Annotated in this window: 12 protein-coding genes and 1 pseudogene; 7 read left to right on the top strand and 6 right to left on the bottom strand. The window is 73.3% G+C overall.

The annotated features are described in order from the left end of the window. Window positions 1–218: 218 nt before the first annotated feature. Window positions 219–719 (top strand): annotated as a pseudogene (locus CYJ76_RS13220) (tetratricopeptide repeat protein); the annotation flags it as partial. A gap of 271 nt (window positions 720–990) precedes the next feature. Here the strand turns inward: CYJ76_RS13220 and CYJ76_RS11195 are convergent. Next, entirely contained in the window at window positions 991–2319 is a 1329-nt protein-coding gene (locus CYJ76_RS11195; protein ID WP_101850129.1) for an HNH endonuclease, read from the bottom strand. 473 nt (window positions 2320–2792) lie between these two features. Here CYJ76_RS11195 and CYJ76_RS11185 point away from each other — a divergent pair, with 473 nt between their 5' ends. Next, entirely contained in the window at window positions 2793–3194 is a 402-nt protein-coding gene (locus CYJ76_RS11185) for a hypothetical protein (RefSeq protein WP_144043088.1), read from the top strand. Between the two features lie 106 nt (window positions 3195–3300). Here CYJ76_RS11185 and yczE read toward each other — a convergent pair whose 3' ends face one another. Then, window positions 3301–3960, bottom strand: coding sequence for a membrane protein YczE (yczE, locus tag CYJ76_RS11180; RefSeq protein WP_070706101.1), 660 nt, complete (start codon window positions 3958–3960; stop codon window positions 3301–3303). Window positions 3961–3997: 37 nt separating this feature from the next. On the opposite strand from yczE, the gene CYJ76_RS12670 reads away from it, so the two are divergent. Continuing rightward, on the top strand, window positions 3998–4810 hold the full coding sequence (locus tag CYJ76_RS12670) for a DUF4031 domain-containing protein (protein ID WP_101850126.1): 813 nt from the start codon (window positions 3998–4000) through the stop codon (window positions 4808–4810). A gap of 69 nt (window positions 4811–4879) precedes the next feature. Here CYJ76_RS12670 and CYJ76_RS11170 read toward each other — a convergent pair whose 3' ends face one another. The 4 genes from CYJ76_RS11170 to CYJ76_RS11155 all read right to left on the bottom strand — a co-directional run bounded on the left by CYJ76_RS11170 (window position 4880) and on the right by CYJ76_RS11155 (window position 9802). Then, entirely contained in the window at window positions 4880–5563 is a 684-nt protein-coding gene (locus CYJ76_RS11170; protein WP_101850125.1) for an HD domain-containing protein, read from the bottom strand. A gap of 318 nt (window positions 5564–5881) precedes the next feature. Beyond that, window positions 5882–6292: a hypothetical protein gene (locus CYJ76_RS11165; protein ID WP_101850124.1), complete on the bottom strand. Its 411-nt coding sequence runs from the start codon at window positions 6290–6292 to the stop codon at window positions 5882–5884. 192 nt (window positions 6293–6484) lie between these two features. Next, window positions 6485–7528: a chymotrypsin family serine protease gene (locus CYJ76_RS11160; RefSeq protein WP_101850123.1), complete on the bottom strand. Its 1044-nt coding sequence runs from the start codon at window positions 7526–7528 to the stop codon at window positions 6485–6487. Between the two features lie 180 nt (window positions 7529–7708). Then, window positions 7709–9802, bottom strand: a complete 2094-nt coding sequence (locus tag CYJ76_RS11155) for a HelD family protein (RefSeq protein ID WP_070703174.1) — start codon at window positions 9800–9802, stop codon at window positions 7709–7711. 175 nt (window positions 9803–9977) lie between these two features. On the opposite strand from CYJ76_RS11155, the gene rpmG reads away from it, so the two are divergent. The 4 genes from rpmG to CYJ76_RS11135 all read left to right on the top strand — a co-directional run bounded on the left by rpmG (window position 9978) and on the right by CYJ76_RS11135 (window position 11815). Further along, window positions 9978–10139: a 50S ribosomal protein L33 gene (gene rpmG / locus CYJ76_RS11150; protein WP_070703175.1), complete on the top strand. Its 162-nt coding sequence runs from the start codon at window positions 9978–9980 to the stop codon at window positions 10137–10139. Then, window positions 10139–10444 carry a 30S ribosomal protein S14 gene (gene rpsN / locus CYJ76_RS11145; RefSeq protein ID WP_070703176.1) on the top strand — a complete coding sequence of 102 codons (306 nt, stop codon included), beginning with the start codon at window positions 10139–10141 and terminating at the stop codon, window positions 10442–10444. The genes rpmG and rpsN overlap by 1 nt, the downstream gene beginning before the upstream one ends. A gap of 70 nt (window positions 10445–10514) precedes the next feature. Further along, window positions 10515–10763 (top strand): type B 50S ribosomal protein L31, encoded by a 249-nt coding sequence (locus CYJ76_RS11140; protein WP_070703177.1) that lies wholly within the window; start codon window positions 10515–10517, stop codon window positions 10761–10763. Further along, on the top strand, window positions 10760–11815 hold the full coding sequence (locus CYJ76_RS11135; RefSeq protein ID WP_070703178.1) for a GTP-binding protein: 1056 nt from the start codon (window positions 10760–10762) through the stop codon (window positions 11813–11815). Before CYJ76_RS11140 ends, CYJ76_RS11135 begins: the two co-directional genes overlap by 4 nt. Window positions 11816–12042 lie beyond the last annotated feature (227 nt).

Here is a 12042-nt window from a genome sequence, read left to right as displayed (position 1 = left end):
CTTCTGGTCGGGTCGGTGTAGGAACCCCCATCATCAGGGGACCTCGACCCCTACCTCGACCCGGTCACACCACCACTGCTACACCCTCAGATCGGAAGAGCCGAGGTGCGGCCCTCGACGGGGGCGTGGTTCTCCGCGGCGCGCAACGTGGTGACCTACGGCGACCCGTCCGGCGAGTACGGCGACCTGCGCACGTACATGAAGGGGAAGAAGCTGCTGTGAACGCCCTGTTGGAGGTGCGCGTCGCGCGCGTGCAGGAACTGCTGCGCCTGCGGCGAGTGGACGACGCCGCAGCCGAGCTGTCCCGCGCCACGGCGGAGTCGCCGGAGGAGGCACGGCTGCACCTGCTCTGGGCGAGCCTGCACCTCACCGCCGGTCGGGCGGAGGAGGCGCGGCAGGCCGCCGAGCGGGCCGTCGCCCTGGCGCCGGACGATCCGGTCACCCACATCATGCTGGGCGATGCCCTGCGGCAGGGCGACCAGCCCAAGCGGGCCCTGGGGGCCCTGACGCGTGCGGTGGAGCTCGACCCCCACCGGGCCGTGGGGCAGCGGGTGCTGGCGCAGGTTCTCAGCGACCTCAAGCGGTACACCCAGGCGGTCGAGGCGGGGCGCCGTGCCGTGGAGCTGGACCCGCACGCCGCCGACTCGTACTTCGCGCTGGGGTACGCGTTGCACGACCGGTGGCAGGGCGCGGCCGCGGACGCCTACCGGCAGGCGCTCGCCATCGACCCGCACCACCACCACGCGCAGCACAACCTGGCGGGTCTGGGCATGAGGAGGGACCGTCAGGGCTCGGCCCGGGAGTTCGCGGACCTGCTGGGCAAGGACCCCACGCTCACCATGCCGTTGCGGGCCCTGGACGAGATGGCGGCGAGCGCCCTGCAGCGCACGCACTGGGCGCTGGTCGTGAGCCTCGTGGCGGGACTGGTGTCCGTGCTCCTCCTGCCGAGGCCGGGCGGTGGGGTGCTGGGACTGGTGGTGCTGGGGCTGGTCACCCTGGCCCAGGCGTCCGGCTCGTGTACCGGTGGCCGGTGGGGGTGGTGGTCTCCACGCAGGCCTGGCGGGCCAGCACGAGCAGTCGTGCCCGGGCGGTCGGCTCGGTCCGGGGTGTCGTGGTCGTCGGCGGCCCGAGGGGTCTGGCGCTCCACCGTGGGTGGTTGCGTGTCTGGTTGCACTGGGTGCACAGGCCCTGCGCGTTGGCCAGGGTGGTGGGGCCGCCCTCGGAGAAGGGGACCACGTGGTCGGCCTCGCGCACGGGGGCGTCGCAGTAGGGGGTGCGGCAGGTCTGGTCTCGGGCCACCAGCAGGTCACGCTCCCCGGCCGAGAAGAGGCGTCGGCGCGGGTCGCGTCCCACGAGGGTGCCCGACTCAGGGTCGAGCAGGAGGCGCCGCAGGCTGCACGCGGCGGTGTCGCGGACCATCTGCCGGGCCACGGGAGCCGGCAGGGGGCCGTAGCCGCTGAGGACGGCCGGCTCGTCACCGCTGGTGAGCGCCCGGAGCACCGCCGTGCTGCCGAACAGGGTGCCGGCCGGCACCACGAGCTGCACCTCCACCGGGACGGCCGGGGCTTCCAGCTGGCCCGTGACGCGGCCGACCAGCACGTCGGCGCGGAGCTGACCCAGCGTCCGCTCGTCCCCTGCCGCCCGCAGGGCCTTGGCCTCCCGGTCGAGTGCTGCCCACACGGCCACGGCCTGGGCGGCGGGCAGGTGGGCGGCTACCCGCGCCATCGTGTCGGGCACGGGGCGGACCGACACGTGGCGCTCCCGGTGCGCCATGGCCGCCTGGCGCGTCGCGGCCTCGGGGTCGAGCCGGTAGGCGTGGTGCTTCACGCGGTGGACGACCTGCCGCGGTGAGAGGGACCCCAGCTCCGGGGCCACGAGCTCGTCGACACGGGCCCGGTCAGCGCGCGAGAGGCAGGCAGTGTGGGTGACCACGAGCTCCGCCTGGTAGCCGCTGGCGGTGCCCTCCAGCATCGCCCGGCGGGTGTGGGGGAGCTCGTCGGCGAGGACGCCGGCCAGGTGCACGTCGCGCACTCCACGACGGGGCGGCTGGCGCCGGGCGAGGCCCACCTGCGCACCCACCGTGGACCCGGCGTCGCGCTCCGGCACGCCCGCGGCGAGGTCCTCGATCGTCTGCTGCTCGGCCAGGCGCCGCACCGCCGTGAGCTGTGCGGCGGTGACGACGTTCGCCAGGTCCTCCAGGTGGCCGATGAGGTCCACGAGCTCGGCCGCCGTGCCGCCGCCCCCGCGGTCGAGCCAGCACTCGATGGCCTGCACGCCCGCCCGGTGCTCGGCCGTCCTGTCGACCGTCGGACCTGTCATGACGTCACCCCCTTGGTTTCCCGCAGGTGGAACACCCCGCGATGTTCTAGGACAAGTATAGCATGTAGCAGAACAGGTGTGCTAATCCTCTGGGGGTAGCGTCGTCGCCGGGGCGGTGGAGGAGGTTGTCGGTGGTGCCTCGTACCTTCTGCCGCGACGGGGGACAGGAGCTCCTCCGCATCACAAGGAGACACACATGCGCCGAGCCGCACTCGCCGTGGCCGCCCTCGTGGGCGCCAGCACCCTCCCCACCGCTGCCCCCTCCGTGGCCGCCGGTTCGTGCACCATCACCACCCCCAGCAAGATCACCATCAACCGCGAGTTCCGGGAGTACCCGGTGAGCCTCTCCGGGGCGTGCGTGAACAAGGGAGGCGTGGGGTCCTGCCAGGCGATCCATCCGAGCAAGGGCTCCCAGGAGTGGTTCCTCGTCAGCGGGGGGATCCTCCGCCAATGGGGCGCGCCAGACCTTCGACGTGTACGACTGGATGTTGCCCGTCGGCACGTACAAGATTCGTCCCGACTACGCCTGCGACAGCACGTTCAACTCGCTCACGCAGAACACCCGCACCATGACGGTCAAGCTGGGCAGCAAGAACGCCCTGACCTCCAGCCGCAAGGGCGGCACGGTGACGCTGTCGAGCACGGTGTCCACGTACAACACCACCTACAGCCAGTTCCGCAAGCGCGGTGGGGCGACGGTGACGTTCTACGTGAAGAACGCCAACGGCACCTGGTCGCGCAAGGGGACGGCCAAGAGCGGCAGCACCGGTGTGGCCCGCCTGACGGTCACCTCGAGCAGCAAGCGCATCTACAAGGCCGTGACCTCCGAGGGCAGCACCTACTGGGTTGCCACCTCGGCGACGTCCACTCGCTGATGCGATGCCGGGGGCCACGCCACACGCCGTGGCCCCCGGCCGTGGGGCGTCGGCAACCGGGGTGCGTGGCCCCGGCGCCGGCTGCGCCCACCATCAGGTGGTTGCCTCAGTCCGGGGCGTGGCCGGGGAGGCGCAGCGTCAGGTAGGGCAGGAAGGCCTGGGTGAGGGGGCCGATGGCCAGGGCGTAGAGCACCGTGGCCACGCCGAGTGTGCCGCCGAGCAGCACGCCCAGGACGATGACGGCCACCTCCAGCCCCGTGCGCACCACGCGCAGGGACATCCCGGTGGTGCGGGCCAGGCCGGTCATGAGCCCGTCGCGGGGGCCGGGGCCCAGCTGGGCGCCCACGTACATGGCGGTGGCCGCGGCGTTGAGCACGATGCCGCCCACCATCAGGGCGATGCGGGGCGCCAACGTGTCGGGAGCCGGGAGGGCGGCGAGCACGAGGTCGGCCGCGGGGCCGATGAGCAACGCGTTGCCCAGCGTGCCCAGACCCGGCGGCTGGCGCAGCGGGATCCACGCCAGCAGCACCACGAACGACACGAGCACCACGATGACGCCGAAACTGAGCGGCAGGTGGTGGCCCAGGCCCACGTGCAGCACGTCCCACGGGAACTGCCCCAACATGCCACGCAGCACCATGGCCATGGACGCCCCGTAGAGGAACAGGCCCATCAGCAGCCACGCCAGGCGCAGGGGCAGTCGTCTGGCGCGGAGCTGCTCGAGCGGTCCGAGGGCGGCAAGGGAGGCGCGGTGGGGCGCGGCCATGGGCGCAGTATGGGTGCTGTCGACCTACGCTTCGACGATGGCCCTGTGGATCGACCGCCCCGCGTGGCCGGCGCACGACACCGTGTTCAGCCATCTCGTGAGCGACGGAGGCCTGGAGGCGACGGGCGCCGCCTCGTGGGTGCGGGCGTCCGCGGAGCTGACCGACGCGTTGGCCGGGGCGGGCCTGCACCCCGGCTGGCTCGATGGTGACCACGCCGACGTGCCGGTCTCTGCCTTCGATGACCTGTTGGCCGCGGGCGCGCAGCTGCGCAGTGCGCGGGAGATCACGGCGATGCTCACCGCCACCGGGCAGCGCCTGCGCAAGCGGAAGGCCGAGAAGTGCCTGACCCGCACCGTGGTGGACGAGGGGCACCGGGTGGACCTCGTGCGCTCGGCCGCCGGGCCCGTGGGTGCGGCGGGGTCGGCCACGATGGAGGACGGTGGCCTCGTGGTGGCCGACGGGGCCGGGCGCGTGCTCCTCGTGCCGGGCGAGGACGGGTGGGGCCTCCTGCAGGGCGTGGGGCCGCAGGGTGTGGCCGGGGGCGTGCCGGGCCGCGACGTCGGCGGCCCGTCCTCCACGTCGGGGAAGGGCGCCCTCATCGGGTACGAGGAGGAGGTGCGGCGCGAGGGCGGGGTGCTGCGCCGTCAGCACCGTGCCTACCGACTCCAGGTGATCGGGGGTCCGGACGGCCTGGCCGCCGTCGGAGCTGCGTGGTCCACCGGCGCCGAGGCGCCTGCCCCCATCGACGGTGCGCGCTGGGTGGGGCTGGCCGAGGGGCGTGACTTGGTCGGCGGTGCGTCGTGGTGGCCGCTGGTGACCCGCGGGATGGAGCGTGGCTGGGGCGTGTAACGCGGCCCGCGGGTGGCCACACGTCCTCCCGGGTCGACGGGGCCGAGCCGTCGCCCGGACCGCGCGGCCTCACGACAGGCCGGCCAGCTCCCCGGCGATGTTGCGCGCGGCGGCGGGCGCCCAGGCGCGCCGGGCGTGGTCGGTCGCGTAGACGGACCCGGCCCCGAGGTGCTCCAGCACGGCCCGGCGCCCGGTGCGGAAGGCCTTGTCGGGCACGTGTGCGTACTCCTGCCGCACCTGGGCGGTGTACTCGGTGTAGCGCGTGGCATCTGACGCCAGGACCCACAGGTCGGCGTCGCAGAACGCCCGGGCACGCCGGAGGGCGCCGCCGTCGCCCTCGCTGCTGATGCCGCCGTCCCCGCCCTCCGCCCGGTGGTCGACGGTGAGCAGCACCAGCCGCTCCACCTCGGCCACCACGGCCTCCGCGGCCCCGAGCGCCTCCAGTTCGCGCCGGGCCAGCGCCGCGGACTCCCGCTCGTTGGCGCCGGCCCCCGCGGTGGGGTCGTACACCGCATCGTGGAACCACCCGGCCACGCGCAGGAGGGGCGCGTCCCCGGCGTTCACCTCGCCGGCCTCGGTGAGCTCCTCGAGCGCCCAGAACAGCTCCACCAGGTGCCGGGTGGAGTGGTAGGCGCGCCCCGGCGCGGTCCACGCCGCGAGCAGGCGGGCGCCGGCATCGACCACCGCCTGGTCCGGTGCGGCGGGGGCGAGCGTGCTCAGGTCCTGGCGCCACCAGGCGACGAGGGCGGGCATGCGCCTAGTGTGCACCTCAGCCGGGGAAGTGCCGCCAGTGCTCGCCCGGCAGAAGCTCCACCTGACCGTCCACCACGCACAGGGCCGACCGGTCGTCCAACGCCCACGCCTCGCGCCCGAGGATGCCGCCGCCTTCGGGCGCGGTGCCCCGCGGTGAGCAGCACGAGCTGCTTCACCTCCTGCACCGTGCTCGCGTCAACGCCAGCGTCTGCGCGGCAGACCATCGCGCACTTGCAGACGATCCCACGAGTGTGCGCGGGGAGGGCAAAGCGCTTCACCGGGACGCCGCCCTCCCCGCGCACACGGGATCCGTCCTTCTCACTCCGCGGGATGGACGTTGCTCACCACTGCAATCCCTGCGGTTCGGCAGGTCTCTGGAATGGTGAATTCTCCGGGGTCGTGGATGAACGCAGCGGACGCTTGGACATGTTGCCCGTCCATGACCTGCCCGCCCTCCGCGGAGACGGTGTGACGGGAGCCCTCGACGGAGAACGAGCCCGGGGGCCAAATGACGGCGGTTCTGGCGCTCTCTGGGCTGACGTCGGCGTCGAGATCTCCCGCCAAGGGTTCCACAACCCAGCACCCCTCGTCCTGGAGGTACCGCAGTGTCCCCTCGAGCATGGCCTCGCCCGTTGAACTGCTGTCCTTGGCCACCCAGAGGCTCGTGTCACCCTGGGCGCTCTTCTGGTCGGCGGAAGTGCAGCCGGAGACGATCAGTGCTGCAACCATGGCTGCACCCGTGGCCTCAGCCCACCAGGACATAGGCACCCCAGTGTCGCGTGACTCGGTTGAGAGGGGTGAAGAGCGACCTGTCCTTGAACCAGATCGTCTTGTACCCGTGGTGGATTCCGTAACCCTTGGTGCCGTTGTACCAGGGCCCCCCGCTGTTGCCGCCCGTCGTGTAGTGGTGCTCCATGGCGATCAGGCCGACAGGCTGCCCTTGGAGACGGTGGTGTCGTACACGGTGTCGCACCGCTTCCCGTTGCCGCGTCCGAAGTGGCACATGTAGGTGCCGACGCTGAACCCCGGCGCCTGAGCCAGGGTACGCACGTCGCGATAATCGGCCCGGAATCGGGGGCCCTCAATGTCGCTGGTCGTGTAGATCCGCATGTCGCCGTCCGCGCCGTAGTGGGAGGCGTTGTGGGTGACCTGGTGCTCGGTCGCGTTGTCGTAGTTCTCATGGGTGAATGGCAAGGGGCAATGTTGTGCTGTGGTCATTCCCCTCGTTCCGTTCCGGACCACGGTGAACGCCGAGGTGCACAGGAGGCTCGAGGTGCCCACCCGCTCCAGTCGCCCACCGCCGTTCACGGTCTCCTCGCCCCCTCTGCTGTTCGGGTCGAAGTACACCGTGATCTCGCTGATTGCTTCCCTCTCGGCCCGGGCCAGACGTGCATCCGATCCGGAGGGGCGCGACGTGGCGACGAAGACCTCGGCCATGCCGGTCACGGCATCTACACGGGAGACGGCCTCTGCGCCGAACTCCGCCTCGACTGCCGAGGCGGCCGCTCGGGCTGCCTGCACACGACCTTCGTGGTTCAGGGGGAGATCTCCCTGGATGGTTGCTGTCGTGCCCTCGGGGAATCGTGTGTCGGTTGAGGGGGCGGTGCCGGTGAACCCGACCCAGACGGTGCGGTCCGCGACGGAGAGGGACGACCCGGCGAAGGCCTCCGGGGCCAGTGCGGCGACCCTGTCGATCTCAGCCTGCGCTGAGTCCTGCCACTTCAGATCCTCCTGCACCTCAGCGACGCTTCGGCCTTCCTGCGCGGCGATGGTGGCAGCGTCTGCAGCGGTGGCAGCGGCGATCTCCTCGTCAGAGGAGTCGGGGGAACCGTCAGGTTGGACGGGCGCGGCCATGGGGGAGAGGTGTGTCTCGGCGTCCTCAGCCATGGCTGAGCCGGGAGGGAGGAACAGGGCGGCGACCAAGAGGCCGATGGCTGCACCGCTGCGCACGCTCGTGCGGTTCATTGCTGTCGCATTTCTCGAGGGAACCTGACAGGTTCCGGTGGCTCAATGTATGGCGCAGGTGGGGCGTCCCGCTAGGGGTGCTGAGTGAGCGCTTGGTAACGGCCTGGCGCCCGTGCGTGGGAGACGTCGCACGACGGCGTAGTCGGTTCAACGGAGTCTCCGTCCCGTGTCCGTCACTCCTCAGCCCACGCCCAGCTCGGTGGGCAGGGGCGCGGCGTGCACCACCTCGAGCCCGCTCACCGCACGGGTGAGCACCACGTACAGCCGCCGCAGTCCGGTGCGGTGGTCGGGTTCGTCGGCCACCACGCGGGCCGGCTCCACCACCACCACGCGGTCGAACTCCAAGCCCTTGGCCGTGCCGGCCGGCAGCACCGTGCAGCGCGCGGACGCGGGACCCTCCTCGGGTGCCGAGGCCTCCTCCACCCCATCGAGGGCGGCCGCCACCGCATCGGTCCAGGTCCCGGGCACGATGACGCCGACCGTCCCCTCGTGTGCCAGCGCCCGCTCCGCGGCCGCGCGGGCGGCGCCCAGCAGTGCCTCGCTCGGGGTGCCGTCCACCTCGCCGCCGCTGCCCTCCACTGCCGTGAACGCCAGGTCACCGCGGGTGGAGCGCACCGCCTCGGGGGCACGGAGCCCGGGCGCCATGTGCGGCAGCAGCCGTGCGGCCAGCTCGATGACGGCCGCCGGCACACGGAACCCGCGTACCAGCTCCTCCACGTGCGAGCCCTCGGCGCCCAGGTGGTGCAGCGTCTCCTCCCACGAGGCGGTGGCCCACGGCGTGGTGCCCTGCGCGATGTCGCCGAGCACCGTCAGCGCCCCGGTGCTGGCCCGGCGCCCCACGGCCCGCAGCTGCATGGGGGAGAGGTCCTGCGCCTCGTCGAGCACCACGTGCGCGAGGCTGGGCGTGCGCTCCACGGCGTCGCCGGCCTCGTCGAGCAGGGCCACGTCGGCGGCCGACCAGCGCGCCGAACGGGGGCTGCGCGGTGCCTTGTCCCACTGCAGCAGAGCCTGTTCCTCGGGCGACAGCACCCCCTCGGCCGCGCGGGCCAGCACGTCGGCGTCGCCGAGCAGCTCGAACACCACCCGCTGCGGGTCGAGCACCGGCCAGTGGGCCTTGAGGTAGGCCTTCATGGGCGTGGAGCGGGCCACCGCATCGGCCACGCGGTCGTCCGGCGAGTCGCCGGCGGCCTCCATCTGGGCCAGCACCCGGTGCGCCAGGCGGCGGGCGGCCATCTCCCGGGCGGCGGAGTAGCGCACGCCCCGACTGCGCAGCTCGGCGAACACCTCGCGCACCTCGTACGCGGGTACCCGCCAGCGCCGGGCGCCGCGGGGCACCACGAGAGCCTCGTCGGGCTCGGTGATGCGCCCCCACACGGCGCGGTCCACCACCTCGGCCAGGCGCGGGTCGCCCTTGAGCGTGGCCACGTCCGCGGCGTCGGTGCCGCGTACCTCCAGCCCCAGCAGGCCGTCCACGGTGCTGTGCGCGACCTCCACCTCGCCCAGCGAGGGCAGCACCTGCCCCACGTGTTCCAGGAAGGCTTCGTTGGGGCCGATGACGAGCGCCCCGCCGCGCGCCAGGCGGGCCGAGTGCGCGTAGAGCAGCCACGCCACGCGGTGCAGGCCCACGGCGGTCTTCCCGGTGCCGGGCGCGCCCTGCACGCAGACGGTGGTGGCGGCGTCGGCGCGCACGATCTCGTCCTGCTCGGGCTGGATGGTGCTCACGATGTCGCGCATCGGCCCGGTGCGGGGGCGCTCGATCTCGTGGGCCAGCAGGGCGGAGTCCAGGGCCTGCCCGGACAGCAGGTGCTCGTCCTCGAAGCCGGTGAGCTGCCCGTCGACCACGCCGAAGCGGCGGCGGCGCTCCACCCCCATCGGGTCGGTGGCCGAGGCACGGTAGTAGGCGGTGGCCACCTCGGCGCGCCAGTCGATGACGAGGGGGTCGCCGGCGTCGTCGGTGACGTGGCGGCGGCCCAGGTGCCATCGCTCCGGGGCGTCCGAGAGCGGGTCGGTGCCGTGGCCGGGCGCCAGGTCGATGCGGCCGAAGAAGAGCGTGGTGTGCGGGTCGTCCTCGAGGGAGACCGCTCGCTGCCACAGCGTGCGGGCCAGGAACTCCACGGTGCGGGCGTCGGCCCCCTCGGCCGTGGTGGCCAGGGAGGACTCGCGCATGCGGGCCATGGCGGACCGTGCGCGGGTGAGGTGCTCGCGCTCGGCGGCCAGCTCGGCATCGGGGGAGTCGGTGGGCGGGGTGCCGGCATCGGGGGTGGGGGTGTCCACGGCGTCTCTCCGCGAGAGATGGGGTGCGGGGTTGTCTCCGGTGGGCCGGACGAGGCTCGGGGCGGCGTGGCCGCGCCCTGCGCCGGGGGCGCTCCGAGGGGGCCGAGCAAGGTACCACGCGCCGATTGAGAATCATTCTTGCGAACCGTTCTCAATCAGCGTAGGGTCCCGCCCCATGGCACGACAGGACATCCGTACCAAGGTCAAGCTCCGGTCCACGGAGTCGGCCTTCACGTACATCACCGAGAAGAACCGCCGCAACGACCCCGACCGGCTCGAGCTGCGCCGGTACGACCCCACCCTCCGCCGCCACACCCTGTTCCGGGAGACCCGCTGATGGCCAAGAAGTCCAAGATCGCCCGCAATCGCCAGCGCGCCGAGGTGGTGGCCCGGTACGCCGAGCGCCGCGCCGAGCTCAAGCGCATCGTCTCCGCGCCGGGCTCCACCGCCGCCGAGCGCGCCGAGGCCGTGAGCGCCCTGCAGAAGCTGCCCCGCGACGCCAGCCCCACCCGCCTGCGCAACCGCGATGCCGTGGACGGCCGCCCCCGCGCGGTGTACCGCACGTTCGGGCTGAGCCGCATCCGCCTGCGCGAGATGGCGCACCGCGGCGAGCTGCCCGGCGTCACCAAGAGCTCCTGGTGAGCCCCCGCGGCCGCGCCGGGCGCGCGGTCGCGGGCATCCCCGTCGACGACCCGACCAGAGAGGAGATGCCGTGAGGAAGGGCATCCACCCCGACTACCGCCCCGTGGTCTTCCGCGACGCCGACGCCGGCTTCGCGTTCCTGACCCGCTCCACCGCCGTCACCGACCGCACCATCGAGTGGGAGGACGGCAACACCTACCCCGTGGTGGACGTGGAGGTCTCCTCCGCCAGCCACCCCTTCTACACCGGGCGCCAGAAGGTGCTCGACTCCGCCGGCCGCGTGGAGCGCTTCCGCCAGCGCTACGGGGCCCGCCGGTGACCAGCGACCGCCTGCCCGTGGTGGTGCTGGGCGGCACGGACGAGGCCGACCTCTCGGCTGCCGTCCTGGCCGCGCAGCTCGACCTGCCCGATGCGGTGACCCTGCGCCTGGAGCTCGACGCCGAGGCCGGCACCGTGCGCCGCGTGGTGCACGACGCCACCGGGACCGTGGACGACCGCACTTCCCTGATGGAGCACGCCTGCCACTCGTGCGCGCTGCGCGAGGAGCTGGTGCCCGCCCTGCTGGAGCTGGCCGGCGCCGACCGGTGGCCGGCCGCCCTGGTGGTGCTGCCGCTGGGTGCCGAGCTGCTGCCCGTGGGGACCGCGCTGGGCACCGACGTGCTGGACGAGCGCGTGCCCGAGCACCTGGAGCTGCGTGCCGTGACCGCCGTGGTGGACCCGGCGGGCCTCGTGGAGCGCGTGGTGGCCGGCACCGGCGGGCCCGAGGGGGCCGAGGTGACCGCCGCCGTGGTGGCCCAGCTGGAGTACGCCGACGTGGTGGTGCACTCCGGCCACGAGGCCGCGCCGCAGGACCTCACGTTGTTGCGCCACCTCGCCCGCGCCGACGCGCTGCACGTGGACTCCACGCTGTCCGTGGACGGTGCGGCGCTGCTGGCCATGCGGCACGACGTGGACACCGCGTCGCGGTGCACGAGCCCGCTGCACCGCCGGCCCACCGGTGCCGAGGACGCCGACGGCATCACCACGGTGGTGCTGGAGTCCTGGCGCCCGCTGCACCCGCACCGCCTCATGGAGGCCATGGAGCCGATGGTGCTGGCCTCCCTGCGCACGCGCGGCGCGTTCTGGCTGCCCAGCCGCCCGGACTCCGTGCTGGCCTGGGACGAGTGCTGTGGCCAGCTGCGGCTGGGCGAGTGCGCGCGGTGGGACGGCAAGCGCCGCACCCACCTGGTGGTGACCGCCCACGTCGACGACGTGGAGGAGGTGCGCGCCGCGTTCGAGCACGCCCTCATGACCGATGCCGAGATGGTCGGCGCCGCCGAGCGCTGGGTGGGGCGTCCCGACGGCTTCGAGGAGTGGGCCGGCGCCGCCTGAGCTGCGGACCGACGACGAGGCGGCGGCATCCTGAGGTGGGTGTCGCCGTCTCGTACCTCGGTGACCGGTGGGTGCCGCGTGTTCCCGTTGGGTCGTCGTTCGTTGGGGTGGGTGGGGTGTGTCGACCCCGGTGCGCGACGACTCAATGCTCTTGGGCCGCCGGCGGCTGCCCGTGGGCCGTCGGCCGGGTCGCCCGGGGTGGGCGGGTCAGGGGTTGGGGACGAGTT

The organism is Kytococcus schroeteri, assembly GCF_002847825.1.
Lineage (GTDB): Bacteria > Actinomycetota > Actinomycetes > Actinomycetales > Dermatophilaceae > Kytococcus > Kytococcus schroeteri.
This window is presented reverse-complemented; position numbering and strand designations above follow the sequence as displayed.

Excerpts from the sequence above, each read along its gene's own strand:
- CYJ76_RS11170 (WP_101850125.1), bottom strand. The coding sequence starts at position 5,563 with ATGCCCGCCCTCGTCGCCTGGTGGCGCCAGGACCTGAGCACGCTCGCC.
- CYJ76_RS11160 (WP_101850123.1), bottom strand. The coding sequence starts at position 7,528 with ATGAACCGCACGAGCGTGCGCAGCGGTGCAGCCATCGGCCTCTTGGTC.
- CYJ76_RS11195 (WP_101850129.1), bottom strand. The coding sequence starts at position 2,319 with ATGACAGGTCCGACGGTCGACAGGACGGCCGAGCACCGGGCGGGCGTG.
- rpsN (WP_070703176.1), top strand. The coding sequence starts at position 10,139 with ATGGCCAAGAAGTCCAAGATCGCCCGCAATCGCCAGCGCGCCGAGGTG.
- CYJ76_RS12670 (WP_101850126.1), top strand. The coding sequence starts at position 3,998 with ATGGCCCTGTGGATCGACCGCCCCGCGTGGCCGGCGCACGACACCGTG.
- yczE (WP_070706101.1), bottom strand. The coding sequence starts at position 3,960 with ATGGCCGCGCCCCACCGCGCCTCCCTTGCCGCCCTCGGACCGCTCGAG.
- rpmG (WP_070703175.1), top strand. The coding sequence starts at position 9,978 with ATGGCACGACAGGACATCCGTACCAAGGTCAAGCTCCGGTCCACGGAG.
- CYJ76_RS11165 (WP_101850124.1), bottom strand. The coding sequence starts at position 6,292 with ATGGTTGCAGCACTGATCGTCTCCGGCTGCACTTCCGCCGACCAGAAG.